Origin of the sequence: Afifella aestuarii (genome assembly GCF_004023665.1) — a bacterium.
GTDB classification, from domain to species: domain Bacteria; phylum Pseudomonadota; class Alphaproteobacteria; order Rhizobiales; family Afifellaceae; genus Afifella; species Afifella aestuarii.
Genome location: NZ_SAUF01000002.1, coordinates 881,608 through 906,674, shown reverse-complemented (window position 1 = coordinate 906,674; position 25,067 = coordinate 881,608). Strand labels below are relative to the sequence as shown.

Annotated in this window: 23 protein-coding genes; 5 read left to right on the top strand and 18 right to left on the bottom strand. The window is 65.3% G+C overall.

Features of this window, described 5'->3' with window-relative positions; translation table 11 throughout:
- Positions 1-35: 35 nt before the first annotated feature.
- From EO094_RS12645 to petA, 3 genes are all read left to right on the top strand, one after another.
- Entirely contained in the window at positions 36-2,369 is a 2,334-nt protein-coding gene (locus EO094_RS12645; RefSeq protein WP_128292623.1) for a sensor histidine kinase, read from the top strand.
- A 119-nt stretch (positions 2,370-2,488) separates the two neighbouring features.
- A complete protein-coding gene (locus EO094_RS12640) occupies positions 2,489-3,403 on the top strand; it encodes a LysR family transcriptional regulator (RefSeq protein WP_128292622.1) in 915 nt (304 codons plus the stop codon).
- Between the two features lie 162 nt (positions 3,404-3,565).
- Positions 3,566-4,135 carry a ubiquinol-cytochrome c reductase iron-sulfur subunit gene (petA, locus tag EO094_RS12635; RefSeq protein WP_128292621.1) on the top strand — a complete coding sequence of 190 codons (570 nt, stop codon included), beginning with the start codon at positions 3,566-3,568 and terminating at the stop codon, positions 4,133-4,135.
- A gap of 57 nt (positions 4,136-4,192) precedes the next feature.
- Here petA and EO094_RS12630 read toward each other — a convergent pair whose 3' ends face one another.
- The 16 genes from EO094_RS12630 to EO094_RS12555 all read right to left on the bottom strand — a co-directional run bounded on the left by EO094_RS12630 (position 4,193) and on the right by EO094_RS12555 (position 23,050).
- Positions 4,193-7,198 (bottom strand): bifunctional [glutamine synthetase] adenylyltransferase/[glutamine synthetase]-adenylyl-L-tyrosine phosphorylase, encoded by a 3,006-nt coding sequence (locus EO094_RS12630; RefSeq protein WP_128292620.1) that lies wholly within the window; start codon positions 7,196-7,198, stop codon positions 4,193-4,195.
- On the bottom strand, positions 7,128-8,618 hold the full coding sequence (locus EO094_RS12625; protein WP_128292619.1) for a sensor histidine kinase: 1,491 nt from the start codon (positions 8,616-8,618) through the stop codon (positions 7,128-7,130). Before EO094_RS12625 ends, EO094_RS12630 begins: the two co-directional genes overlap by 71 nt.
- Positions 8,611-9,288 carry a response regulator transcription factor gene (locus EO094_RS12620; RefSeq protein WP_128292618.1) on the bottom strand — a complete coding sequence of 226 codons (678 nt, stop codon included), beginning with the start codon at positions 9,286-9,288 and terminating at the stop codon, positions 8,611-8,613. The genes EO094_RS12625 and EO094_RS12620 overlap by 8 nt, the downstream gene beginning before the upstream one ends.
- A gap of 160 nt (positions 9,289-9,448) precedes the next feature.
- The gene (locus tag EO094_RS12615; RefSeq protein ID WP_128292617.1) at positions 9,449-10,984 is read right to left on the bottom strand and encodes a Do family serine endopeptidase; all 1,536 of its coding nucleotides are present in this window, start codon (positions 10,982-10,984) and stop codon (positions 9,449-9,451) included.
- Positions 10,985-11,223: 239 nt separating this feature from the next.
- Complete coding sequence (locus EO094_RS12610; protein WP_128292616.1) at positions 11,224-11,661, bottom strand: GtrA family protein; 438 nt, start codon at positions 11,659-11,661, stop codon at positions 11,224-11,226.
- Between the two features lie 16 nt (positions 11,662-11,677).
- Positions 11,678-13,789 carry a hypothetical protein gene (locus EO094_RS12605; protein ID WP_128292615.1) on the bottom strand — a complete coding sequence of 704 codons (2,112 nt, stop codon included), beginning with the start codon at positions 13,787-13,789 and terminating at the stop codon, positions 11,678-11,680.
- The gene (locus EO094_RS12600) at positions 13,786-14,763 is read right to left on the bottom strand and encodes a glycosyltransferase family 2 protein (protein WP_128292614.1); all 978 of its coding nucleotides are present in this window, start codon (positions 14,761-14,763) and stop codon (positions 13,786-13,788) included. Before EO094_RS12600 ends, EO094_RS12605 begins: the two co-directional genes overlap by 4 nt.
- 213 nt (positions 14,764-14,976) lie before the next feature.
- Positions 14,977-15,417 (bottom strand): cytochrome c-type biogenesis protein, encoded by a 441-nt coding sequence (locus EO094_RS12595; RefSeq protein WP_246008529.1) that lies wholly within the window; start codon positions 15,415-15,417, stop codon positions 14,977-14,979.
- A 56-nt stretch (positions 15,418-15,473) separates the two neighbouring features.
- Positions 15,474-17,468: a heme lyase CcmF/NrfE family subunit gene (locus tag EO094_RS12590; RefSeq protein ID WP_128293368.1), complete on the bottom strand. Its 1,995-nt coding sequence runs from the start codon at positions 17,466-17,468 to the stop codon at positions 15,474-15,476.
- A gap of 8 nt (positions 17,469-17,476) precedes the next feature.
- On the bottom strand, positions 17,477-17,929 hold the full coding sequence (ccmE, locus tag EO094_RS12585) for a cytochrome c maturation protein CcmE (protein WP_128292612.1): 453 nt from the start codon (positions 17,927-17,929) through the stop codon (positions 17,477-17,479).
- Complete coding sequence (ccmI, locus tag EO094_RS12580) at positions 17,926-19,179, bottom strand: c-type cytochrome biogenesis protein CcmI (RefSeq protein WP_128292611.1); 1,254 nt, start codon at positions 19,177-19,179, stop codon at positions 17,926-17,928. The genes ccmE and ccmI overlap by 4 nt, the downstream gene beginning before the upstream one ends.
- A gap of 168 nt (positions 19,180-19,347) precedes the next feature.
- Positions 19,348-19,824 carry a glycine zipper 2TM domain-containing protein gene (locus EO094_RS12575; RefSeq protein WP_205649907.1) on the bottom strand — a complete coding sequence of 159 codons (477 nt, stop codon included), beginning with the start codon at positions 19,822-19,824 and terminating at the stop codon, positions 19,348-19,350.
- A 127-nt stretch (positions 19,825-19,951) separates the two neighbouring features.
- On the bottom strand, positions 19,952-21,370 hold the full coding sequence (locus tag EO094_RS12570) for an ATP-binding protein (protein ID WP_128292610.1): 1,419 nt from the start codon (positions 21,368-21,370) through the stop codon (positions 19,952-19,954).
- A complete protein-coding gene (locus EO094_RS12565; protein WP_128292609.1) occupies positions 21,363-22,049 on the bottom strand; it encodes a response regulator in 687 nt (228 codons plus the stop codon). Before EO094_RS12565 ends, EO094_RS12570 begins: the two co-directional genes overlap by 8 nt.
- 168 nt (positions 22,050-22,217) lie before the next feature.
- Complete coding sequence (locus tag EO094_RS12560) at positions 22,218-22,493, bottom strand: PepSY domain-containing protein (protein WP_205649906.1); 276 nt, start codon at positions 22,491-22,493, stop codon at positions 22,218-22,220.
- A gap of 116 nt (positions 22,494-22,609) precedes the next feature.
- Positions 22,610-23,050 carry a hypothetical protein gene (locus EO094_RS12555; RefSeq protein ID WP_128292608.1) on the bottom strand — a complete coding sequence of 147 codons (441 nt, stop codon included), beginning with the start codon at positions 23,048-23,050 and terminating at the stop codon, positions 22,610-22,612.
- 11 nt (positions 23,051-23,061) lie between these two features.
- On the opposite strand from EO094_RS12555, the gene EO094_RS12550 reads away from it, so the two are divergent.
- Both EO094_RS12550 and EO094_RS12545 read left to right on the top strand, forming a co-directional pair.
- Complete coding sequence (locus EO094_RS12550; protein WP_128292607.1) at positions 23,062-23,349, top strand: hypothetical protein; 288 nt, start codon at positions 23,062-23,064, stop codon at positions 23,347-23,349.
- A 48-nt stretch (positions 23,350-23,397) separates the two neighbouring features.
- Positions 23,398-23,664, top strand: a complete 267-nt coding sequence (locus EO094_RS12545; RefSeq protein ID WP_128292606.1) for a type II toxin-antitoxin system ParD family antitoxin — start codon at positions 23,398-23,400, stop codon at positions 23,662-23,664.
- Positions 23,665-24,034: 370 nt separating this feature from the next.
- Here the strand turns inward: EO094_RS12545 and EO094_RS12540 are convergent, their stop codons facing one another.
- Positions 24,035-24,235 carry a hypothetical protein gene (locus EO094_RS12540; RefSeq protein WP_128292605.1) on the bottom strand — a complete coding sequence of 67 codons (201 nt, stop codon included), beginning with the start codon at positions 24,233-24,235 and terminating at the stop codon, positions 24,035-24,037.
- Positions 24,232-25,050, bottom strand: coding sequence for a peptidoglycan-binding protein (locus EO094_RS12535; protein WP_128292604.1), 819 nt, complete (start codon positions 25,048-25,050; stop codon positions 24,232-24,234). Before EO094_RS12535 ends, EO094_RS12540 begins: the two co-directional genes overlap by 4 nt.
- Between the last annotated feature and the right edge of the window lie 17 nt (positions 25,051-25,067).

Sequence of the window (25,067 nt, the reverse complement as noted above, 5' to 3'; positions counted from 1 at the left end):
GGGGTGCGGCTGCCCCAAATCACTGGAGGTTCTGCATGGCGCGGGCTCATCAAGCCATCGCGTCCGCGTTCAGGCGTCTACCCAACGTAAGACGCCTCGACCGGCAAGCGCTGGCGGGCCATGCGCGCCTCTTCATCCACCCTGCCTATGCGCGGCTGGTGCGAGCGGAGCCGCTGATCCGCCGCCTCATCCCGTTCCTCATCGTCCTCTTCATCGTGACGCTCGGAATGATGCGGATCGTGGTGTTGAGCGATGCGCGGGGCGACATTGAAAACCGCGCCAAGCTGACGCTCGGCCTCCTCGCAAGCTCGATCGCCACCAATCTCGAAGAGATGCGCGGGCAGATGCCGGCAACGGCGATGTCGGAGACCTATCACGGCATCCTCGCCAACGCTCTGCCGCCCGGCGCGGAGGATTCCGGCCGCGTCACCGTGCTCGCCGATCCGCTCGGCAAGATCGTTGCCGTCGATCCTTATGCGGTCGAACTCGTCGGCCGCTCGCTCGATGATCTTCTCGGTCCCGGCCAGCCGCTCACCACGCTCGGCGAGCGCGCAGGCGTCCTCTCCATCCGCCTGCCGGACGGCAACGACGTGCTCGCCACCGTCCATCATATCGGCGAGGCGACCGGCTCCGTCGCCGTCTACCAGCCGCTGTCCGCCGTCTTCGCCAACTGGCGCAGCAACGTGTCCCGTGAGGCCACGGTCTTCGTCGGCACCTCGATCATCCTGTCGATCTTGGGCTTTGCCTATCAGGCGCAGACGACGCGGGCGGAAGAGGCCGATTACATCTACAGCGAAACCCAGAACCGCGTGCATATGGCGCTGATGCGCGGCCGTTCGGGGCTGTGGGACTGGGATCTGTCGCGCGGGGCGATCTTCTGGTCGCCCTCGATGTACGACATCGTCGGCCTGCCCGCGATCAACAACCTCCTCTCCGCCGGGGATGTGTCGTCGCGCATCCATCCGGAAGACGGCGATCTCATCGAAATGGCGAACGCCCTCATCCAGGCCGAGGGCGCGCAGATCGACCGCGAATTCCGCATGCGCCACGAATCCGGCCGCTGGATCTGGGTTCGGGTGCGCGGCGAGGTCGTGCGCGATGCCGACGGGCCGCATTGGATCGGCATCGCCGTCGACGTGACGGAATCGAAGCTCGCCGCGGAAGCCTCCCGCACCGCCGATCTTCGTCTGCACGATGCGGTTGAGGCGATTTCGGAAGCTTTCGTCTTGTGGGACGCATCCAACCGCCTCGTCCTGTGCAATTCCAAATATCAGGAGCTCTACCAGCTCCCGGACAATCTGGTACGGCCGGGCACCGCCTATGCCGACGTCGTGGCGAGCGGACGGCGCCCGCAATTCGCAAGCCTCCTGCCCGCCGCCGAAAGCCCGCAGCTCGGCGGTCGCTCCGTCGAAGCGCGCATCGAGGACGGGCGCTGGCTGCAGATCAACGAACGGCGCACCAAGGATGGCGGCTTCGTCTCCGTCGGCACCGACATCACCGCCTTGAAGCAGCATGAAGCCCAGCTTCTGGAGAACGAGCGCAAGCTGACGGCCACCGTCGCCGACCTTCGCGGCTCGCGCCAGCAGCTCGAAAAGCAGGCGCAGCAGCTCGTCGAACTCGCGGAGAAATACGCGCTCGAAAAGGAGCACGCCGAGGAGCTCTCCCGCGTCAAATCGGAATTCATGGCCAATGTCAGCCACGAGCTCAGAACGCCGCTCAATGCCATCATCGGCTTTTCGGAGATGATGCAATCGGGCGCCTTCGGCCCGCTCGGGAACGAAAAGTACGAAGAATACTGCGCCGATATCCGCGATTCCGGCGGCTATCTCCTCAGCGTCATCTCCGACATCCTCGACATGACGCGGCTGGAATCGGGCCACATCTCCCTCGATCCGAGCGAGGTCGATCTTGCCGAACTCGCCGAAGAGGTGGTCGCGAGCCTCGGCAAGGAAGCCGCCGAAAACAACATCGACATCCGTCTGGAGGTGGAGAAGGACTTCCGGCTCGATGCCGACCGCAAGGCTCTGCGTCAGGCGCTCCTCGCCGTCGTCTCCAACGGCGTCAAATTCACGCCCGCCGACGGCAAGGTGAAGATCAGCGCCCGCAGGCGCGGCGGCGAAGCGCTGATCGCCGTTGAAGATACTGGCATCGGCATTCCGAAAAAGGCTCTCGAGCGGCTGGGCCGGCCCTTCGAGCAGGTGGCCCGCCAGATGACCCGCGACCACAAGGGTTCAGGTCTCGGCCTCGCCATCACCCAGTCGATCGTGCAGCTGCACGGCGGCGATATGCGCATCGATTCCTCCGAAGGCGTCGGCACACGCGTTACGCTGTCCCTGCCGCTGCACCAGCAGGCGGCGAACGCTGCCTGAGCATCCGGCACGGCGCTCCCGCCCGCGACGTTCCGCCCGCCGATCACGGCTTAATCCTGCGGCCGCGATCCTTATATGCAGGTTGCATTATGTGATCCCCGCAGCAGCAAGGCAGGCCGTTGGAATTTCACCATTTGCGCAGCCTCGTCGGCGTTGCCGAGACCGGTTCGATCTCGCGCGCGGCCGAGCACCTCGCCACCAGCCAGCCCGCTGTCAGCGCGCATATCAAGCAGCTTGAGGAAGAGTTGGGCTTTGCCCTCTTCGAGCGTTCCTCGCAGGGCATGCGGCTCACGGCGGCAGGCGCCGAAATGCTGGTGCGCGCGCGTGCGGTCATCAAAGCCCGCGCCGAATTCCTCGATCACGGCCGCTCTCTCGGCGGCACCCTCAAGGGCGTCATCAGCCTCGGCATCTCGCCCTGCGCCTGCGAGCATCGGCTGGCAGGCCTCATCGCCGGCATGGCGCTGGCGCATCCCCTCACCCGGCTCGACATCTGCGAGGCCTCCTCGGCGGAGATCCTGGAGCGCATTCGCTCCGGCGAGCTTATGGCCGGCTGCGTCTCCACAGAGCCCGATCTCGAAGCCGGGCTTGCCGCCGTGGAAATCGACACGATCGTGGTGCGCGCCGCGATCCCGAGCGCCTGGGAGGAACGGCTCGCCGGCGCCGACAGCGACACACTCTCCGAAACGCCCTGGCTTCTGCCGCCGCCCGGCACCCAGTGCCGCAGGCTCGCCGAGGCGATCCTAGAGCGGCGCGGCATCCATCCGCAGGCGATCGCCGGCACGGTCCCCGAAAAGACCGCGCGGGAGCTCATCGCCGGCGGCATGGCCGGCGGCTTTCTCCACATCTCCGCCTGCTCGGCCGAAACGCCGGGTATCTCCTGGCTGTCTGATATGGAAGGCCGGGCGGCGCAGCGTCTCGTCTACGCGGACAGAAAACCCCAGAACGCACTTCTCACCGGCCTTCTCGACGTCGCGCGCAGTGCTTTGCCTCAGCCTTCCGGGAGACCCTCGCAAAAGCTGAGTATGCCCCTCTGATATTACTATTTCTGCGGTCGTGAGCGCTCACCTACATTGAATTTGCCGGACCAACGGATGGCCTGCGGCGGCGGCTGTACCGACACGACCTCGTCCCCACTCCGTCGTTGACACGCTCTCCGAAGGGCCGGCGTCCTTTTTATCGGCAAGGGAGCAAATTCCATGACCGCAGCTGTAACGAGCGGAGGCGGCGAGCCTACGCGACGCGACTTCATCGTCGTCGCGACCGGCGCCATGACGGTCGCGGCTGTCGGCGGCCTCGCCTGGCCGTTCATCGACCAAATGAACCCCGACAGTTCGGCACTCGCGCTGGGCTCCATCCAGGTCGACGTGTCCGGCATGGAAGCCGGCCAGTCGATCACCGTCATGTGGCGCGGCAAACCGGTCTTCATCCGCTACCGCACCCCGGAAGAGGTGGCGGCAGCGCGCGACACGCCGCTTTCGGACCTGAAGGACCCGGTGGCACGCAATGAAAACCTCGAAGCCGGCGCCCCGGCGACGATGGAAAACCGCAGCCCGGCGGGCCGCGAAGAATTCCTCGTCATGATCGGCATCTGCACCCATCTCGGCTGCGTGCCGACCGGTGAAGCGGGTGAGTTCGGCGGCTGGTTCTGCGCCTGCCACGGCTCCGTCTACGACACGGCCGGGCGCATCCGTCATGGGCCGGCGCCCCGCAACATGGATATTCCGATCAACAATTTCGTCGACGACACGACGATCAAGATCGGCTGACGGCTTGGGCGGCGCTCACCCCCGGCGCCGCCTTCTTTTTCAGGTCAGGTCTCGCTTTCAGGCGCCGTCGCCCTCGTCAGCCGCCTGAGAGCCCTCCCGGCGCAAAATCGCGTCGAAGATCTTGTGCACCTCGGCCTGCGCCTGATCGAGGCGCGCAATCAGCCCGTCGAAATCGCTCATCACCTGGCTCGGCGGCAGATCGCCAGCTTCGGCGACGATCTCCGCCTGCGTGGCGAGCCGCAAGAGCAGACGCTTCGTGCCCTCCGCCGTCGCATCCGGATCGCGTGCCGCATCTTCGCCGATAAGCCGGAGCCCCTGCAGCAAAGCCGCCTGCAGGCGCGAGGCTTTGGCCAGCACCTTCCACGTCCCGTCTTCCCCCGCATTGCCCCGCTCTTCGTCCCCTGCATCGTGCAGGCTTTCGAAGATGCGGTGAGGCGGCGCCGGCTGCGGGGCCGCCCGTCCGGCCAGGATCAGATACTGCGCCAGGAATTCGAGCGCCGTCAGCCCGCCGGGCACCGTCTTCAGCTGCCAGCGCGACGTGCCGCCTTTGGCCGCCTGCACGCGGTCATACATGGAGGCGATGGCGTCCCTGAGCTTTTCGTCCTCGCGCCGGGTCGCGAGCACCTCGGAAATCACCGTCTCGACACGCGTTCCAAGGTCGCCTTCGGCAAAAATGCAGCGCGCCCGGCACAGCGCCATATGCTCCCAGGTCCAGGCCTCTTCCCTCTGATAGCGTTCAAAGCCCGAAAACGGCGTCGCCAGCGGCCCGGCACGTCCCGAGGGGCGCAGCCGCAGATCCACTTCATAGGCCGCGCCTTCCGCCGTCTGCGCGGAGAGCGCCGTCACGAAGCGCTGCGTCAGCCGCGTGTAATACTGGCTCGGCGCGAGCGGCTTCTCGCCGTCGGATTCCTTCGCGTCGGCGGCGAAATCGTAGACGACGATGAGGTCGAGATCGGAGGTCGCCGTCATCTCGCGGCTGCCGAGCCGACCCATGGCGAGAAGCGCCACATCGCCTCCCGGCACCTCGCCATGGCGGCGGGCGAATTCCCGCCGCGTCGCCACGAACAGCTCCGTGATCACCGTCTCGGCGAGATCGGCAAAGGCGCTGCCGGCTTCCGGCGCATCCATCGCGCCCGCGAGCACTTTCACGCCGATCAGAAAGCGCATCTCGCGCGCAAAGATCCGCGCCCGGTCGAGCCGATCCTCGTAGCTGCGCGCATCGGCCAGGCTCGTGCGAAGCTGCCCGTCGAGCGCCTTGCGTCCGATCGGCTCGGCCAGCAATTCCGGGTCGGTCAAAATGTCGATGACATGCGGCCGCTTGGCGAGCGTTTCCGCCAGCATCGGCGAGGCGCCGAGCACCAGCGCCAGAAGCTCGAGCAGGCCCGGATTGGCGGCCAGCAGCGAAAACAGCGGCACGCCCGCCGGCAATTTGCGCACCACGGCATCGAAGGCGCGGAAGGCCGCATCCGGATCCGGCGTCTCGGCAAGGGCGGCGAGAAGGGCCGGCGTGAACTCCGTCAGCCTTTCGCGTGCGGTTGTCGACCGCGTCGCCTGATAGCGGCCGAAATGCCAGGCGCGCACGGTCTCCGTCACGTTCGCCGGCTGCCGGAAGCCGAGGTGAGACAAGGTTTCAAGCGTGCCTGGATCGTCGTCGCCGCCCGTGAAGACGAGATTGCCGAGTTCTGTCGACAGCGGCGCCGCCTCCTCGAACAGCTCCTGATAGCGCGCGGCGACGGCGTTGAGATGTTTCAGAAGCTCCGTCTCGAAATCCTCAAGCTCGGCAAAGCCGCAGAGCCTGGCGATGCGCTGAAGCCCCTCCCCGTCTTGCGGCAGGGTCTGCGTCTGCTCGTCGCGCACCATCTGCAGCCGATGCTCGACGCCGCGCAAAAACACATAGGCGCGGTCGAGCTCGGCGGCTTCCGCGCCGGTGATCCAGCCCTTTTCGGCGAGTTTTGCGAGCACATCGCGTGTGCGCAGGCCGCGCAGATCGGCGTCGCGGCCGCCGGCGATCAATTGCTGCGTCTGGGCGAAAAGCTCGATATCGCGAATGCCGCCCCGCCCGCGCTTCAGATCGTGGCCGGCGACCCGCACCTTGGCGTGGCCGCGATGGATATGCACCTGCCGCTTGATCGAATGGATGTCGGCGATCGCGGCGAAGTCGAGATGCTTGCGCCAGATATAGGGGCCGAGCTCGCGCAGAAAGTCCTCGCCCACCTTCCTGTCGCCGGCGGCCGGCCGCGCCTTGATGAGCGCGGCCCGCTCCCAGTTCTGGCCCATGCTCTCGTAATAGGAGAGCGCGCCCGGGATCGACAGCGCGACGGGCGTCGCCCCCGGATCGGGACGAAGTCTCAAATCGACGCGGAAGACATAGCCGTCGGCGGTCCGCTCCTGCAGGAGCGAGACGAGCCGGCGCACGATCCTGACCCAGAAGACGGAGCGTTCGACACCCTCCGCCGGCCCCGGCGTCTGCGGATCGAAGAGCACGATCAGATCGATGTCGGAGGAATAATTGAGCTCGTGCGCGCCCTGTTTGCCCATGGCGAGCACGACGAGGCCACAATCGCGCGGCCCGCCCCCCTGCCATTTGCCCTGCCTTTCGGCCTCGCGCAGGAGAAAGGCGAGCGCGGTGTCGATCGCCTGATCGGCGAAATCGGACAAAGCGCCGACGACACCTTCAAGCTCCAGCGCACCGCCGAGATCGGCAAGGCCCAGCGTCAGCGCGACCTTCTGCTTCGCCTGCCGCAGCGCCGCCATCAGCGCCTTCTCATCCGCCGGCTCCAGATCCGCGAGAGCGGCCGTCGTCTCCTGAAGCAAAACCTCCGGCGCCGCCCCGATGATCTCGGCGAGCCGGTCGATATCCTTTGTCGCCAGATCGAGGAGATAGGGACAATCGCCGAGGCTCGTCCCCAGGAAGGCTTTCAGCGCGTCATCGGCGAGGAGCGCCTGAAGCGCTGCCTCCTTCTCCTGGCGTCCGGCGGCATGGGCGAGGCGCTCAAGCGCCTTTTCCGCCTCCGGAGACGGCGGCAGCGGCTTGATCCTTTGCCTCAGAGCTTTTTGCGTCATCGGTGAGCGCTCTTTCGTTGGGCAGGGCCAGGACAGCTCTAAGGCCTGGCGCGGCATCTTCCAACCTCAGCTCGCCATGATGCAGTTTCGTCACGGCCGCAACGAGGGCGAGGCCGAGGCCGAAGCCCGGGCGCGTGCGGCTTTCGTCGAGACGCACGAAGCGCTCGATGACGCGCGGGCGGTCAGCCTCCGGAATGCCCGGCCCGTTGTCGGCGACGGAAAGCTCCACACCCTCCTTCCCGCGCGTCAGGCCGATCGTCACATGCGCATCTTCCACCACCTCGCCGGCATGCTTGATGGCATTGTCGACGAGGTTCGCGAGCGCCTGGCTCAGAAGCTCGCGGTTGCCGTAGAGCATCACCGGCTCCTCCGGCAGGTCCGCACTCAGAGAAACGCCCGCATCTTCGGCGAGAGGCTCGTAAAGCTCCACCACGTCGGCGACGACGGCACTGCCGTCGATCTCGCCGAAGGCAAGCCCCGACGAGCCCGCCTCGGTGCGCGCAATCATCAGCAAAGCATCGAAGGTTCTGATCAGCTGGTCGGCGTCTTCGAGCGTCGTCACCAGCGCCTCGCGACCGCCGTCATCGGGATGCGCCAGCGCCGTCTCGACGCGGTTGCGCATGCGCGTCAGCGGCGTCTTGAGGTCATGGGCGATGTTGTCGGAGACCTGTTTCAGCCCGACCATCAAGGCTTCGATGCGCGCCAGCATGGTGTTGAGGCTGAGCGCCAGGCGGTCGAACTCATCGCCCGTCCCCGTCACTTCCAGACGCCCCGACAGATCGCCGGTCATGATCTGCCGGCTCGTTGCGGAGATGGAATCGATGCGTTTCAGGACGCGTCGCGACACGAACAGCCAGCTCGCGAGCCCGAGCACCACCATCAACCCGACGGTCAGGATCAGCGCCTGGCGGATGATCGCCACGAAACGCTGCCGTTCACCGATGTCGCGGCCGACGAGAAGCCGGAAACCGCCGGGCAGCGCAAAGACGCGCACCAGCGCCACATGGTCGGCGCTCGTGTCCTCCTCCAGCCGGCGATAGGGGATCGGATGGAGATCGGAATCCGGGCGCGTCAGCACTTCCGGGGGCACCGCGGCCACGTTGCCGACGATGATGTCTCCGTCCGGATCGGTGACGAGATAGAGGCTCGCGCCCGGCTGGCGGCTGTGCCGGTCGATGATGCGGGCGACGCGGCTCAAGCCCCCCACCTCGTACTGGCGGGCGAGCTCGCGCGTTTCCTGATCCACCGCCTCGGCGAGCTGCGTCGTCAACAGCTGCGTCGTGTTCTTGGCGATGTAGAAGATGAGGAAGGCGGCGAAGATCGTGAAGACGGCGAGATAGACGGCGGCGAGCTTGAAGGCCGTGGTGCGCAGTAGGCGCAGCCGGCCGCCGGCCTTGCCCGCGGGAGACCGTTTAGCCATCGTCGCGGATGACGTAGCCGGCGCCGCGCACCGTATGCAGGAGCTGCTTTTCGAAGTTCTTGTCGATCTTGCCGCGCAGGCGCGACATGTGCACGTCGATCACGTTGGTCTGAGGATCGAAGTGATAATCCCAGACATTCTCCAAGAGCATGGTGCGGGTCACGACCGTACCGGCGTTCTTCATCAGATATTCCAGAAGCCGGAATTCGCGCGGCTGCAGCAGGATCGTCTCGCCGCCGCGCGTCACGGTGCGTGCCAGACGGTCGAGCTCGAGATCGGCGACCCGGTAGCGGGTTTCCGCCTCGTTCGGCGTATTGCGCCGCGCCAGCACCTCGATACGCGCCAGAAGCTCTGAAAAGGCGTAGGGCTTGGCCAGATAATCGTCGCCGCCGGAGCGCAGCCCCTTCACCCGATCGTCGACCTGGCCGAGCGCCGAGAGGATCAGCACGGGCGTGCGGTTTTCCTCCTCCCGCAGTTCCGAAATCACGGAGAGCCCGTCGCGTTTCGGCAGCATCCGGTCGACCACGAGCACGTCGTAATTCTCGTGCGAGGCCATGGCATAGCCTTCGTCGCCGTCGCTTGCATGGTCGGCGACATGGCCGGCCTCGTTCAGCGCCTTGACGAGATAGGCGGCCGTTTCCTGATCGTCTTCGATGACGAGAATACGCATGAGAGGGAGCTTCCTTTCCGTCTCCTTGGTGGGGCTGAGACGCGAAACGGCGGATCGCGCTGCGATCCGCCGCTCCGGACGGCCGGCGGTGGGGGCGACTTTAACCGCCGAAAGGCCGTTTCTGAAGTAGGGGCCGGAGAGGAGGCCCCGCTTCTTATCGTCAGCCCTGGTCGTCGGTCGGCAGAGCCACGAAGCGCGAATTGCCGTTGCGCTCGACCTGCATGAGCACCGCCTTGCGGCCCTGCTCTTTCACCGCAGCAATCTGGTTTTCGAGATCGGAGCCGTCGCGCACGGCCTTGCCGCCGGCGCGCACGATCACATCGCCTTCCTCGAAGCCCTTCTGATCGGCCGCCGAACCGCTGTCGACGCCGATGACCATGACGCCGTCGCCGTCCTGGTTGGGCTCGACCGCAAGACCGAGGCCCTCAAGGCTCGTCGGCGCGGCCTGGTCGCCGCTGTCGTGGCTGTCGGCAGACGCCGTCTGCTTGCCGAGCTTGCCGAGCTCGACATCGATCGTCCGCTCGCGACCGTCGCGCAGAACCGTCAACTCGACCTTGGTGTCCGGATCGTAGGCGGCGATCATGCGGGCGAGTTCACGCGGGCCGTCGACCTTGTTGCCGTCGACTTGCGTGATGATGTCACCGGCCTGGATACCCGCCTGCTTGGCCGGGCCGCCATCCTGCGGGTCGGCCACGAGCGCGCCCTCGGTGGAGGAGATGCCGAGGCCTTCGGCGATATCTTCCGTCACCGGCTGAATCTGCACGCCGAGCCAGCCGCGGGTCACCGCGCCGTCCTTGCGCAGCTCGGAGACGACGTCGGTCACGACATTCGCCGGAATGGCGAAGGCGATGCCGACATTGCCGCCGGAGGGCGAGAAGATGGCCGTGTTCACGCCGACGACCTCACCCTTCATGTTGAAGGTCGGGCCACCGGAATTGCCGCGGTTCACCGGCGCGTCGATCTGGATGAAATCGTCATAGGGGCCGGCGCCGATGTCACGTCCGTCTGCGGACACGATGCCCGCCGTCACGGTGCCGCCAAGCCCGAACGGGTTGCCGACCGCCACGACCCACTGGCCGATCTTCGGCGCGTCCTTGGAAAGGTTCACATAGGTGTAATTGTCGCCGTCGACCTTGAGGAGGGCGAGGTCGGTGCGCTCATCGACGCCCACGACCTTGGCCGGCAGCTCCTTGCCGTCTTCCATGACGACGGTCACTTCGGAGCCGTCCTCGACGACATGGTCGTTGGTGACGATGTAGCCGTCCTGCGAAATGAAGAAGCCGGAACCCTGGCTCATGCCAAAGCGCGGATGATTGCGATGGTGGGGGCTGCGTCCGCGGTCGTTGTCGTCAAAGTCGAAGCCGCGCGGGCCGAAGCGCTTGAAGAATTCGTTCAAGGGATTGTCGTCGGGCAGATCCGGCATAGAAAAGTGGCGACCATCGCCTTGGAACGTCACGGGATTGACTTCGGATTTCACACGCACGCTCACGACGGCGGGCTTCACCTTCTCCACGAGACCGGTGAAATCGGCCGGACCTTGGTTTTGAACCTGCACCTGCTCGGCGCGGACCGGCTGCGTGTCGGACAGGATGGCGCCGGAGGCAGCCACACCCGCTACGCCAAGCGTCACAGCGCTGGCGAGAAGCGCATTCCGGAACTTTCCAAGTGTCGAAACGCGGTTCTTGTTGTTCGTCATATTGCTCGTTCTCCAGGGCGTTAACTCGGTGTCCGCTCCGCGGGGGGGCGCGCGGAGCGGACTGGAGGCCGCAGCAGGGGACAGGGGCAATGAGGTCCTGCTGCACGCTCACAGATAGGTGAGCCCGGCTTACCGCGCAGTGACCTTGGAATTAAAACTTCGTAATCCGGAGAAGATCCGCCGGGATCGCATCTGCCGCCGCAGCCTGCGCGCCCGCATTATCCGGGCCGCGTTGCCCTTCAGCCGACGCGCCGCGCCTCACCAAAAGTCCAGCCGCGGTTGAGCGCAAAGACCACGATCGGCACGATCCCGACCATGAACGGCAGAACCCAGAGATAGGACAGCGCCATCGCCTCGACGATGATGAAGATCGCCAGACTGTTGAGCGCAAAGCCGATCAGGCTGACGACGGCGAATTTCAGAAAACTCGCCCAGCTCCGTCGGGTCGCGCCGAAGGTCCAGCGGTAATTGCCGAGGTATGAGACGACCACGGCACAGGCGAAGGCGAGCGTATTGGCGAGCATCGGCTCGGCACCGAACACCTCGATGAAGAGGACGAAGAGGACGCTGTGAAAGGCCGTTGCCAGGCCGCCTACGATGCCGAACTTCAGATACTGCACGGCCGTCAGGGGCAGACGCGCGACGAGCGCATCGAGGCGCGGTTGCAGCCGCTTCACGCGCCCCTCCCCGCCGTCACTTCACCGGCCCTTCGAAGCGAGGATCGATCCAGGCGGCTCTTTTGCCGTCGACGTTCGGCTGAAAGATCACCGTCACCGGCCCCGTTCCCGCGGGCATGGGGATCGTGTCGGCCGCCGCGCCCGCGCTCAGGCGCATGCGCGTCACCTTCTCGCCGCGCATGAGTTCCACGTCCGCCTGACGGGCGCAGTCTGCACATTCCAGGAGCGCGGTCGTGAAGACCCAGTCGTCGGCGACCGCCAGGCGATGAGAAATCCGACCCTTGGCCTCCAGAACCAATCTCGCTTCATTGTCACCACCGCCGGCCCCGGCACGGTTCCCGGCGCCATCGATCGCCCGAAATCCGACCCGGCCACCGTTCTCTCCGGCGAGCTGACGATAGCGGTCCATCAGACGCATCGTTGGGCGCATCTCATCGCGCGGCAGCCGCAGCTCCAGAAGCCTGCCCTCTCGGTTGACATGCGCGGTGCGGTAATTGGAGGCGATATAGTCGGCGAGCGGATAAAGCACGGGCCTCGCCCGCAGCATCTGGCCGACATCCTGCACGATCACATCGGCGGGCGCGATCTCGAGATCGCTGATCAGGCCGGCGACTTCCGCCTCCGTCGTCTGCGGCTCGAGATAGGTGAGCCGCGTCGCGTGCTCGGGCGCGAAGGCATAATAGATCGGCCGGATCGGGTAGCTGAAAATGCGCTGAGGGCGATGCTCCTCGAAGAAGGCCTCGACCCCCTTCAGCTCCTGGTCCTGGTCCGGACCAAATTGAACGCCGCCGATGAGGGGACGCGACGGCACGGAGTAAAAGAGCGCGTCGGTACCGAAGCGAAACGCCGCCGTCGAATTCGGATAGAAGACCGCAACCATCGCGCCCAATCCGAGCACCCCGGCGACGAGGTTCGTCAGGCCCGAGGATGCGCCTCCCGGTTCATTCGCGGGCGAACCTTCCATCCGCGCGCCGAGACACAAAAGCGGCGGCGCCAGAAGCAGCACCCGGGAGGAGGTCGAGATCGCGGCAGCGAAGAGAATGAGGATCGCAAGCGCGACGAGGAGAGCCTCGATCAGGTGCCGCGGCGCGCGCCGATCGATCGCGCGAGCCACCTCCCCCCGCCTCGCCCAGATCATGGCGATGGCGATCGGCGTCAGAACGACGAGTTCGGAGATCGAAAAGACGAGATGGAGATAATCGGAACGCCCGAGGGCGGAGACCAACCGCAGGATCGCGTAGCTCGAGAACGCGATTGCGGCGGGCTCGGCGAAGACGCCGCTTAAAACGAACAGAGCTCCGATCAGCGCGATCTCGAGGAAGAAGACGTAATAGACGAAATTCTCGATCGCGAAGGGCGGGAACGGCAGGTCCATCCCGGCGGGCTGGATGAAGAGCGCGTAGATCGACGTGTAATAGAGATATTCGCCGACCGGCATGCCCTGCAGCACCAGCGCTCCAATGCCTCCCGCCACGACGACAAAACTGCTGCCGGCGATCCACACAAGGCGCCGTACCCGTTCTCCAAAGGGCTCCTTGCGCGCGGCGAGCTCGACCCAGAAAATCACCCAGGCGAGAAGAATGAAGACTTCCTGGCCGACCCAATAGCTGAGGCCGAGAAGGACGCCGGCGGCGAGGCTCCAAGCCCGATCCGCGCGCGGCCTGTCCCCACCCATCGTCATGAGATAGGCGGCAAGCGCCAGTGCCGGAATGGCCGTACGCAGCTGGAAGATCGGCGTCAGGAAGAGGAAGGTTGCGGCGACGAAAACAGCGATCGCGAAGGAGGCGCGCCCGAGAAGGGCGCGCGTGGCGGCCAGCGCCAAAGCGAAACTCGCCGCGATCTGAAACAGATAGGGTTCCAGCAGGATCGCAAACGAGGTCGCACGAAACGTCTCGCCGAAAAGCCGCTGCCCCAGCGCCAGATAATAGTAAGTGCCCGGCGTGCGAAAATGGATGAAGTCGCGAATGTAGATTTCGCCGTGGTTGATCCAGCGCGCGAAATTGTGAAACAGCGCCTGATCGCCGAACTGGAACGAGTAAAGCGACTTGGCCCAGGCAAAGGCGATGCCCACCGACAGAATGCAGAGCAGAAGAAAAAGCGCCGCCGGGACGCGAATCCGAGACGTCACGCCCCGACCTCGCCCTGCCGCGTCGCCTCGTCGGGCTCAGCATCCGGCTCGTAGATCTTGCGGACGATGTAGAGCGGGCGCTGCTTCGCCTCGATGAAGATGCGGGAGAGATATTCGCCGATCGCGCCAAGGCTCAGCATGGTGAGGCCGTTGAAGAACATGATGGCGACGATCAGGGACGGATAGCCCGGCACATCACGACCGAAGAGCATCGTGCGCACGACGACGATGATGGCATAGACGATCGCAAGTCCCGCGATCGCTCCGCCCAGATAGCTCCAGATGCGCAATGGCACCGAGCTGAAGGAGGTGATGCCGTCGAGGGCAAAATTCCACAGCCGCCAGTATTTCCACTTGGTCTCGCCGGCAAAGCGCGCCTCGCGGGAATACTCGATGCTGGCCTGCCGGAAACCGACCCAGGCGAACAGCCCCTTGTTGAAGCGGCTGCGCTCCGGCAGCGCGCAGATGGCATCGACCACTTTGCGGTCCATGAGCCGGAAATCGCCAACATTCGGCGGGATCTCGATTTCCGAGAGCTTGTTCGCCGACCAGTAGAACAGGCCCGCCGTCCACCTCTTCATCGGCGTATCGGTCTGGCGCTCGGAGCGCACGGCGTTGACGACCTCGTAGCCCTCTCGCCACTTCTCCAGCATGCGGCCGATGAGCTCCGGCGGGTCCTGCAGATCAGCATCGATCGGAATCACGCAATCGCCCCGCGAGGCGTCGAGGCCGGCGGTCAGCGCCGCCTCCTTGCCGAAATTGCGCGAGAGGTCGATCACCCGCAGATAGGGCGCGTGTTTCTGCCGCTCGATCAGGGCCGCCAGCGTCCGGTCGCGGCTGCCGTCGTCGACGCAGACGATTTCGTAGGAGATGCCAAGCTCGCCCAACACGGATTCAAGACGTCGAAAGAGTCCGTCCAGGCACTCTTCCTCGTTGTGCATCGGGATGACGAGACTGAGGCAGGGCTTGGTCATGGAGGCCCATTGCGGCTGGCGAAACACGGGAATCGATCGCAGTTCTGATCGATCCGCGATCTCCCGGCAAGGCAGCGGGCGTCCTTGTTGCAACTGCTGCGGCTGGCCGGAAGCTTTCAAAGCGCCCTGCGACCCGCGGGCCACACTTGCCGCGGAGCAATGACCGCCCACAAGAGCCTCAGGCGCTTTCCAGACGATGGAGGTACAGTGGCTCTAGTACTTCTTCAAAATATCGGCGAGCGCTCGCTCCTCGGAGGCGGAGAGCTTCGATTCCGATAGGACGCCCGTTCCGCGGAAGCGGATGAAGAGCGCGATGCCGCCGATCAGAAGCACGATCACCGGCGCCGCCCACAGGATCAGATTCTTCCAGTCGAGCACGGGTCGCAGCAGCACGAACTCGCCGTAGCGGTCGACCAGGAACTTCTTCACCTCTTCGTCGGTGTCGCCGGCCTTGATGCGCTCGCGCACGAGAAGGCGCAGATCCTTGGCGAGGTCGGCGTTGGAATCGTCGATCGATTCGTTCTGGCAGACGAGGCAGCGCAGATGTTCGGAAAGGTCGCGCGCGCGCGCCTCCAGCTTCGGATCCTTCAGCATCTCGTCGGGCTCGACCGCCCAGGCCTGCGAGACGAGGTCGAAGCCGCCGCCCCTTTGCAGCGCTCCTCCTGCGGGAAGAAGCAGCGCCGTAAGAGCAAGCGCGATCAAGAAGCGTTTCACGCCTTTGCCTCCTGCAGACGCTTGGCGCGTGCGGGTTTGGCGACACCGATGCGGAAGCGCCGGTCAGAGAGGGACACCGTCCCGCCGATCGCCATCAAAACCGCACCCAGCCAGATGAAGGTGACGAGCGGCTTGTAGTAGGCGCGCACGGTGAGCGAGCCGTCATCGTGCTGATCGCCGATCGACACGTAAAGCTGCGAGAACCAGAAGGTCTTGATCGCCGCTTCCGTGGTCGACATCTGACGCGTGGAATAGAAGCGTTTCGCCGGCGCCATGGCGAGAAGAGCCTCACCGTTGCGGGACACGACGAAGCGGTAGAGCTCCTCGCGGTAATTGTTCTCCGTATGCGGCACGTAATCCTGATAGGTCAGCGTGTAGCCGCCGGTTTCCAGAGATTCTCCGGGCTTTACGGAAACGATCGTCTCGGTCTGATAGGTCGTCGTGGCGACGATGCCGATCACGGTCACGCCGAGGCCGGCATGGGCGAGCGCCGTCGCAAAGGCCGTCCGCGGCATGCCCGTAAAGCGCGCCCAGGAGGTCTTCAGCGGCATGCGCCCGATGCCGGAGCGATCGATGATCTCGTTGGCGGCGCCGGCGATCAGCCAGATGCCGAGACCGATCCCGACAGGCGCCAGCGGATGCTGCACGCCCTCTATGATCAAGGTCGCCACGAACGCCACGACGGCCAGCACCATGGCGAAGAGCAAGCGTTGTGCGGCCGCAGCGAGATCGCCGCGCTTCCAGGCGAGCATCGGCCCGAAGGGGACGGCCAGAAGCACCGGCACCATCAGAGGCGCGAAGGTGATGTTGTAGAACGGCGCCCCCACCGAAATCTTGTCCTTGGTGAGCGCTTCCAGAACGAGCGGATAAAGCGTGCCGGCGAAGACCGTCGCCGTTGCCGCCACCAGGAAGAGATTGTTGTAGAGAAGCGCGCCCTCACGGCTGATCGGCGCGAACAGGCCGCCCTGTTTCAGCTCTGGCGCCCGCCAGGCGAAAAGCGCCAGCGACCCGCCGATGAAGAGCACCAGGATTGCCAGGATGAAGACGCCGCGCGTCGGGTCCGTCGCGAAGGCGTGCACCGAGGTGAGCACGCCGGAGCGCACCAGAAACGTGCCGAGCAGCGACAGCGAGAAGGTGAGGATCGCCAGCAGGATCGTCCAGATCTTGAGGGCGCCCCGCTTCTCCATGACGATCGCCGAATGCAGAAGAGCGGTTCCCGCCAGCCACGGCATGAAGGAAGCGTTCTCGACAGGATCCCAGAACCACCAGCCGCCCCAGCCGAGCTCGTAATAGGCCCAGTAGGAGCCCATGGCGATGCCGAGCGTCAGGAAGATCCAGGCCATCAGCGTCCAGGGCCTGACCCAGCGCGCCCAGGCCGCATCGACGCGGCCTTCGATGAGCGCGGCCGCGGCGAACGAAAAGACGATCGAGAAGCCGACATAGCCGAGATAGAGAAGCGGCGGATGAATGGCGAGGCCGACATCCTGCAGGATCGGGTTGAGATCGCGCCCCTCGCCCGGCGCCGGCGTCAGGCGCAGGAACGGGTTCGAAGTGGTCAGGATGAAGAGCAAGAACGCCGTCGCGACCCAGCCCTGCACGGCGAGCACGCGCGCCTTCAAGGTCACCGGCAGATTGCCGCCGAAGGCCGCCACCAGCGCTCCGAAGAGCGACAGGATCAGGACCCACAGCATCATGGAGCCTTCGTGATTGCCCCACACACCGGAAATCTTGAACAGAAGCGGCTTCGCCGAATGCGAGTTCTCCCAGACATTCGCCACGGAGAAATCGGAATTCACATAGGCGACGGTGAGCGCGCCGAAGGCAAAGGCCACATACAGAAAGCCGATGAGGGTCGAGACCGTGCCCACCCGCATCAGCCGGTTGTCGCGCGCCGAAGCGCCCCACAGCGGCACCGTCGACTGAATGAGCGACAGCGCCAACGCCAGAACGAGCGCGTAATGGCCGAGTTCAGCGATCGAAAAGCCAGACATCGAAGACATCACTGCGTCGCTGTCTCTTGGTTATGCTTCCACAGGCCCTGCGATTTCAGGGAATCGGCGACCTCGCGCGGCATGTAATTCTCATCATGCTTGGCCAGCACGCTGTCGGCATGGAAGCTGCCATCGGGCTCCATCCGGCCTTCGGCCACGACGCCCTGCCCTTCGCGGAACAGGTCCGGCAGAATGCCGCGATACATGACCGGCACGACCTGCGCCGTATCGGTGATGGAGAAGAAGACTTCGCCGTCCTTCTCACGCTTCACCGACCCTTCGGCGACAAGGCCGCCGAGCCGGATGCGCGAACCCGGGGCGATGTTCTTTTCGGCGAGTTCGCTCGGCGCGTAGAAGAAGACGATCTGGTCGTTGAGTGCATAGGCCACCAGGCCGACGGCGCTCGCAAGCACCAATCCGGCTCCGGCAATGAGCGACAAACGGCGTTGTTTGCGGGTCATTGCGTCATCTCCTCCATGCCCGGGAGACGCAGGTCCTGGGCGAGCTGAGCGATTTCACGCCGCTTCTCCGTGTCGGAGACCGACGCAAGGGCCGTGCGTGCGGCCTCGGCGGCATCTTCACGCCGTCCGAGCACGGCGTAGGAGCGGACGAGCTGCAGCCAGCCATCCGCATCGTCGGGCTTCTTCTCGAGACGATCGGCCAGATTGTCGACCATCCCCTCGATCATTGCCATGCGATCTTCAGGAGCCATGGCGCCGGCGGCATCCATTTCCTCCTGGCTCGGCCCGCGCGCGGGCGTCGCAGCAGGCGGCGCATCCGCGCCGGCCCGCGCGCTAGGCGCGTTCTCGCGCAAAGGCCCGAGCGCCGGCTTGTTCGGCTTGGCGAAAAGGGCTGCTGCCGTGTCCTTCTCCGCCCTCTCGATGCGCGCCACCGTCTCTTCGATCGCCGGACGCCAGGCGGCATCGACGGGCGCGTCGTCGAGAAGCGCGTGCAAGGCGGTCGTCGCGCCCTCGTTGTCGCCTTCCTGCTCCATGGCGAGAGCCAGATAGAAACGGGCCTTGGCCGTATCGCTGTCGAGCTCGGCACCCGATTCGGCGGAGGCTTCAAAAGCTTTGCGCGCTTCGTCGGTGACGATGCCGCCGGAGGCCATGACGAGCGCTTCGCCGAGCGCCGTCTGCCGCGCGGGCGTGGAGCCGCCGAGGCGGATCACGTTGCGATAGGCGCGGGCGGCGTCGACCGGGCGGCCGAGACGCGAATAGACGGGCGCCAGCACCTCCCAGCCGCGCGCATCGTCGGGATTGCGCGCCAGATGGTCTTCCACGCGTCCGACGAGAAGCGAAATGTTCTTGCTGTCCGGCGCATCGCCGAGACGCGCCTGCAAGGGCTCGTCGGGCAGGCCCGGAGAGCCCTGCGCGAGATAAAGCCCGAGGCCGATGAGCGGGATGCCGACGAGTGCGACGGCAGCCGTCGCCGCGCGCCGGAAGCCGCCACCGGCGGTGGCCGTGCGCGCCGCCTCGCGGCGATCCGCAGCGATCAGACGGCGGCCGATCTCGGCCCGCGCCGCTTCGGCCTCTTCAGGCCCGATCCGGCCAGCCTCGCGATCGCGCTCGAGCTCGTCGAGCTGTCGGCGGTAAACTGCCGCATCATAGTTTTCGCGCGAATCGACGGGTTTTCCCTCCCGCAGGAGAGGAACAACGACGGCCAGAACAGCGATGACCGTGAAGATTGCAATCGCCAACCAGAGAAGCATGAGATCTCAAGCTCTTAACTTGGGCTAGATGTACCCGTCCAAAGCCCGGGTCACAATGCGACGAACACGCTTTCGTCTAGATAGGATGCCCAAGAACCTCGCGGCAGGTCACTTTTTCAGGCCGCGGCACAACACCGCGGCCTGGGATCACAAAGAACGCTACCGAGCTCAGCTCACCGGACGCCAGGTGCCGTCCGGCTGACGGCAGGCCGTGCCGCGGGCCACCTGCGGCGAGCCTTCGATATAGATCGTGTGCGCATAGTCGCGGCAATCGACGGAATTGATCTGGTAGGTCTGTCCCGGAACGATTTCGCCGCGGTAATTGCCAGAGCTCGCCTGCCACTGAACCGGACGGCCCGGCGCACCGTATTCGAGCGCCTGGTATTCGGCGGCAAGCGCCTGCTGACGGGCCTGCTGGTCCATATTCGCGCCGACGCGGTTGCCGATCAGGCCGCCGGCGAGTGCGCCGATCGCGGTTGCCGCAACACGACCCGAACCATGGCCGATCTGGTTGCCGAGAACGCCACCGACCACGGCACCGCCGAGGGTCCCGATGCCTTCGCGCTGCCCCATCCCCCCGGGCTCGGTCTGGCAAGCGGTGAGAAACAGAGCACCGATCGCGGCACTCGTCACTGCAAGTCTCATTGAACAATCCTCTCGAAAAAACCCCTCGGCCAATCCATGGCAGATCGAGCGAACCGGTTCCAGAGCAGCATGGCAAAATTGCGGTCGGAGGCCTCTTCACCTTTCAAGGAGCAGACGTTCCGACGGCCTATCCGTTCTTTTCCGCCACCGGCAGGTCGAGCACGGCCTTCAGGCCCCCTTCCGGCGCCGCCTCCAAGGTCAAAGCGCCACCATAGATGCGGGCGAGTTCGTCCACGATCGACAGGCCGAGACCGGAGCCCGGCTTCGTCTCGTCGAGGCGCATGCCGCGGGCCAGCACTTTCTTACGCTCGTCCGGCGCGAGCCCCGGCCCGTCATCGGTGATCATGAGCCGCGCGCGCCGCGCATTGCCGTCACCGGCGGGCAGGCACGAGAGCGTCACCTCAGAGCCCGCCCATTTGCAGGCATTGTCGAGGAGGTTTCCGACCATCTCTTCGAGATCCTGCTTCTCGCCCCGGAAGACGAGCGTTGCCGGACAATGCACGCTGATCTCGAGCGGACGGTCGCGGCCATGCACCTTCTGCATGACGCGCGCCAGGGCCTCCACCACGGGCGCCACCGGCGTCATGGCGCCGATGACGTTCGTCTGCGCGGCGATGCGGGCCCGGTCGAGATGATGGCCGATCTGGCCGCGCATCACCTCCACCTGACGGCCGACGCGGTCGGCAAGCTCGCCCTCGCCCGCCTCCGCCTCGTTCTGCAGAATGGCGAGCGGGGTCTTCAGAGCATGCGCAAGATTGCCGACATGGCGGCGGGCCCGTTCCACGATCTCGCGATTGGAGAGGATGAGCGCATCGAGATCTTCGGCAAGCGGGGCGATTTCGTCGGGCCACTGGCCGCCGAGGCTGACGCGTTCGCCGCGCCGGACCTCCTGCAAGGCGGCGCGCACGTCGCGCAAGGGTCGAAGCCCGAAGCGAATCAGGACGGCTGCGCCGATCGCGAGAAGCAGTCCGAAGATGCCGAGCGTAATCGCCACGATGGTGGTGAATCTGGAAATGTCGCGCGCCACGCCGCGGGCATCGCCGGCCACCAGCACCGCAAGGCGCTTGCCGTCCGGCTTGGTGATCTGGCGTTCCACGGCTCTGAGGCCGCGTCCCCCGGGCCCCTCGAAAGAAAGGCGGCGCGGCCGCCCGTCCGGGTCGGGCAGATCGTCGACGGCGAGATGATCACCGAAGAGCGACGGCGAGGCGGTCAGAACCGCGCCCGTCTCCATATCGCGGATCTGCCAGTACCAGCCCGATTGCGGCAGGGAAAAGCGCGGCTCGCCGAGCGCCACCTGCGTTTCGTTCGGCCCCTCGCCCGAGGCGACGACGGCGCCGACGAGCGCCTTGTGCAGCGCCACCAGGCGGAAATCGAAACTGCGCTGCAGGCTGTCGCGAAAAAGCGAAATGAAGAGAATGGCGGCGAGAAGCAGCGCGACCGTCGTGCCGGCCGCCGCGATGATGGCGAGCCGCAGGCTGAGCGAGCCCTGCCCCTCGGACGTGCTGCGCCTGAGCCCCCAGCTTCGTGGATGCAGCCGCTCAAGCATCGGCGCCGTCGGTCTCGCCTCCCGGCGGATCGATGCGGTAGCCGAGCCCGCGCACCGTCTCGATCAGATCGATGCCGAGCTTCTTTCTGAGACGTCCGACAAAAACTTCGATCGTGTTGGAATCGCGATCGAAATCCTGATCGTAAAGATGCTCCGTCAGCTCCGTGCGCGAGATCGTCTTGCCGCGATGGTGCATGAGATATTCGAGCACCTTGTATTCGTGCGAGGTGAGCTTCACCGGATTGCCGTCGACCGTCACGCGGCTCGCCCTCAGATCGAGGCGCACGGGCCCGGCGGTGAGGTCGTTCGAGGCATGGCCGGCGGCGCGTCGCACGAGCGCGCGCACGCGCGCCAGAACCTCCTCCATATGGAAGGGCTTGGCGACATAATCGTCGGCGCCGGCGTCGATCCCCTGCACCTTGTCGGACCAGCGGTCGCGCGCCGTCAGGATGAGGACGGGCATGGTGCGCCCCTCGCGGCGCCAGGCTTCCAGAACCGACAGCCCATCCATCTGCGGCAGGCCGAGATCGAGAATCACGGCGTCGTAGGGCTCCGTCTCGCCGAGAAAATGGCCGTCCTCACCGTCGAGCGCGGCATCGACCGCATAACCCTGCTCGGTGAGCGCGCTCACCATCTGACGGTTCAGATTCTCGTCGTCCTCCACGACCAAAATGCGCATGAGAGCCTTCGCCTTTCGTCTCTGCTCGGGATTTGTCGCCCGCTATCGGCCGCCTCTTTTGACCGGCCTTTTTCGCCGTTCCGTGTTCTCCGGCCCGGGTTCGTCGGCCCGTGTTCGTCGGCCAATGTTCATCGGCTGCGATTCGTCTTCGAAAGACTATCTCTTTGCCTAACGCGCCGGAATGTTGACGCGCTGGAGCCTTCCGTCCGGGCCGAGCACGGAGGCCTGATAGACATAGCCGCCGCCCGCCTCGCACAATTTGACGTCGACGACCTCGCCGGAAATGCCGGCACGCCGGAGCGCCTGCGACAGCGGCACGGCCTGGCCGGACGCCACCACCTGGCGCGCCTCGCCGGGGCCAAGACAGGCAGCAGCCGCCTCCCCGGCCACCAGAAGCGACAGGAGAAGGGCGAAGACCGACAGGAAGGGGCGCAACATCATCATGCCTGTCTCATAACACGAGCGGCTGAATGCGGGCTGAATGGGGGAGAGTTTCTGGGGAAAGGCCGCGACACAAATCGTCCCGGGCAAAGCCATTGCTACCCGCCCGCCCTTTTGTGTCATTCGCTTGCTGAACCGAGCATGCGCGCCAGAGCGTTGACCACCCTGCCGAACCAGCTCGTCTCGGACCATTCTCCCGTAAGGACCACTCGGATCAGAACGGCAATCGCAAGCGTCGCGAGCGCCAGACCGATCGTCGCGAGCAGCCCTGCCCAGACGAGAATGAAAGTCAAGGAAGAGAGCGCCATCGCGATCAAAATGAGGGATGCCACGATGCCGAAGCGATAACTCGCATTCGCCCGGGCGTCTTCCCTGTCTCTCTGATCCACGATCTTTTCGGCAAGCGCAGGGTTCTCGCTGGCAATCTTCCGCAATTCGGCCAGGTCGTTGCCGTGGAGATGAAGACTGCCGATCGCGAGGTAGCGGTCGCCGGCCCGCGACCCGCCTTCCTCGCCCTTGCGGTTCGAGCTATCCGGCCTTTCGGGAAGCTCGTTCGTCATAAGCGCTCACATTGCCGCGAGAGGCCATATCGCCGGCTGAACCAGTCTTTTTACCGCTGCGCCTCGCATGCAAAAGTTCGCGCAGTGCATTGCGGATTGGACCCAACGTCAAAATATCGTCGACGCCACGCCGGAAATCTTTCTGGCTGAACTTCGTCGTTGTTGATGACATCAAGCGCCTCACCTTTGCCGATGGCGAGGACAAACTTGCCATCGGCTGTATGTTGCATATGGCTTCAAACGGCCGCAAGCGCCATCATGATCCACGCATACGCCCGTCGATCTTCGGCCGCCGTTGACAAAAACTGTGGCGCCCCGATCTTTAGATCGTTGATTGGAGACCCGCGATGACGACTGTGACCGTCAACTTGCGCCCCGACCTTGCCGACTTCCTCGAGGGCGAAGTGGCGAAGGGCGGCTACACCTCGTCGAGTGACGTCGTGCAGGACGCGCTCTTGTTGCTGCAGCACGAGAAGGCCGCAGAGGAAGAAAAGCTCCTCACCCTGAGACGGGAAATCGCACGCGGACTTGAAGAGGCCGAGGCCGGCCGTTTCTCCAAGAAAACGGTCGATGACATCCTGTCGGACATACTCGCAGGCAACACGAGTGGATGAACTACGAGCTTACGCTTCTTGCTGAGAACGACGTCCAAGCCATTCTCCAGGAAACGCTGACGCTCTTCGGGCCAAAACAAACCGAAGCTTACGCAGGCATTATCAGGAAGGGGATTGAGCGCATCGCCGGAGATCCCGTTGGGCCTGGCACTCTCGATCGTTCAGATGTGGCGAAGACGTCCGCTTCTTCCCCCTCGCCCTTGCAGCGGGTCGGCGCCACGGCGCCGCACATTGCCTCTATTTCAAGGTCGGGGCTCTCTCCGACGGGTCAACCGGCACCATCATCTTGCGAGTGCTGCACGAAAGGATGGCGCCCCGACATCACCTCGCGATCGGCAACCTGCCCTCCAATGACTGACGTGTTCCCCCCTCACACATTCGGCCGGTCCTTCACGAAATAACCGACGATCAGCGCCAGCGCCGGGGCGAGCGGGGCCCAGATCTCAGGATCGGCGAATTCGGGAAAATGCCGCGCCACGAGAAGCTGGGCGAGATTGGCGAGCGAGGCGGCAAACGTCGCCGCGGTCAGCTTGTTGGTCGGCAGGAGCGTCGGCTGGGTCACCGTGGTCATGAGATTTTTCCTCCAGACAGAAAAATGGCTGCTGCGAGAGCGGCCAGGACGCAAAGTGTGAGAAAGATCAGGCCCCAGGGCGGACCAGCGCGGCCCGCCTGAGGCGCCGGGCGCATCGCGGCGCCCGCCTTCAGCGCCGGCAGTTCGGAGAGCGCAACATGCAGCTCGTGAAGCGTCTTCGCGCCGGCGATGTCGTCGGGGGTGAGGCCGCGGGCGGCCTGAAAGCGTTTCACCGCGCCCTTCGTCAGCTCCTGGCCGAGGAGGACGAGCGCGGCGCGCACATAAAGGCGCCGCCGGTCGGCGAGGCCGTTCGTCCCGCCATTGACCGCCCGCGTCAGGCCGATCAGATCGCCCACCGCGGCAAGCCGGCCGAGATCGCGGCTCTCCCAGTACCAGAGCGCCGACACGAAGGCCCATGGAAAGGCCGCCAGGCGGTTCGGCTTGGCCAAAAAATCCGGAGCATCGGCAAAACGTTCTTTCGCCCAAACCGAGAAGGCCGCAACGTTCGCCCGCCCCGTCACCTGGATGAGCCCGCGGCCGCGGTAGCGATAGCCGTCGCCGTCCGTCTCCGGTGTGTTGCCGAGATCGGCGCGGATATCGTAGCGCCGCTGCGCGGCCGTCGGCCCCCAGATCTCTTCCAGATAGCGAAAGCGCCCGCTCTCATGGCCGATCTGCGCCAGAAACGCGGCGAGCATCTCCGGCCGGTCGAGCCCGAAAGCCTTGCCGTGCCGGGCAAGCCCCTCGGCCACGCCTTCCAGAATGCCGGCGCGCGCCCTCGCGCCCGCAATCGTCCGCATGTCCTTGACGGCGATCATGCCGCTCTCCCTCTCTG

Coding starts and splice junctions, on each gene's coding strand:
- ccmI (WP_128292611.1), bottom strand. CDS start 19,179: ATGCTTCTCTGGTTGGCGATTGCAATCTTCACGGTCATCGCTGTTCTG.
- petA (WP_128292621.1), top strand. CDS start 3,566: ATGACCGCAGCTGTAACGAGCGGAGGCGGCGAGCCTACGCGACGCGAC.
- EO094_RS12540 (WP_128292605.1), bottom strand. CDS start 24,235: ATGACCACGGTGACCCAGCCGACGCTCCTGCCGACCAACAAGCTGACC.
- EO094_RS12575 (WP_205649907.1), bottom strand. CDS start 19,824: ATGAGACTTGCAGTGACGAGTGCCGCGATCGGTGCTCTGTTTCTCACC.
- EO094_RS12620 (WP_128292618.1), bottom strand. CDS start 9,288: ATGCGTATTCTCGTCATCGAAGACGATCAGGAAACGGCCGCCTATCTC.
- EO094_RS12545 (WP_128292606.1), top strand. CDS start 23,398: ATGACGACTGTGACCGTCAACTTGCGCCCCGACCTTGCCGACTTCCTC.
- EO094_RS12555 (WP_128292608.1), bottom strand. CDS start 23,050: ATGACGAACGAGCTTCCCGAAAGGCCGGATAGCTCGAACCGCAAGGGC.
- EO094_RS12625 (WP_128292619.1), bottom strand. CDS start 8,618: ATGGCTAAACGGTCTCCCGCGGGCAAGGCCGGCGGCCGGCTGCGCCTA.
- EO094_RS12565 (WP_128292609.1), bottom strand. CDS start 22,049: ATGCGCATTTTGGTCGTGGAGGACGACGAGAATCTGAACCGTCAGATG.
- EO094_RS12590 (WP_128293368.1), bottom strand. CDS start 17,468: ATGTCTGGCTTTTCGATCGCTGAACTCGGCCATTACGCGCTCGTTCTG.
- EO094_RS12630 (WP_128292620.1), bottom strand. CDS start 7,198: ATGACGCAAAAAGCTCTGAGGCAAAGGATCAAGCCGCTGCCGCCGTCT.
- EO094_RS12560 (WP_205649906.1), bottom strand. CDS start 22,493: ATGATGATGTTGCGCCCCTTCCTGTCGGTCTTCGCCCTTCTCCTGTCG.
- EO094_RS12570 (WP_128292610.1), bottom strand. CDS start 21,370: ATGCTTGAGCGGCTGCATCCACGAAGCTGGGGGCTCAGGCGCAGCACG.
- EO094_RS12615 (WP_128292617.1), bottom strand. CDS start 10,984: ATGACGAACAACAAGAACCGCGTTTCGACACTTGGAAAGTTCCGGAAT.
- EO094_RS12600 (WP_128292614.1), bottom strand. CDS start 14,763: ATGACCAAGCCCTGCCTCAGTCTCGTCATCCCGATGCACAACGAGGAA.
- EO094_RS12535 (WP_128292604.1), bottom strand. CDS start 25,050: ATGATCGCCGTCAAGGACATGCGGACGATTGCGGGCGCGAGGGCGCGC.
- ccmE (WP_128292612.1), bottom strand. CDS start 17,929: ATGACCCGCAAACAACGCCGTTTGTCGCTCATTGCCGGAGCCGGATTG.
- EO094_RS12645 (WP_128292623.1), top strand. CDS start 36: ATGGCGCGGGCTCATCAAGCCATCGCGTCCGCGTTCAGGCGTCTACCC.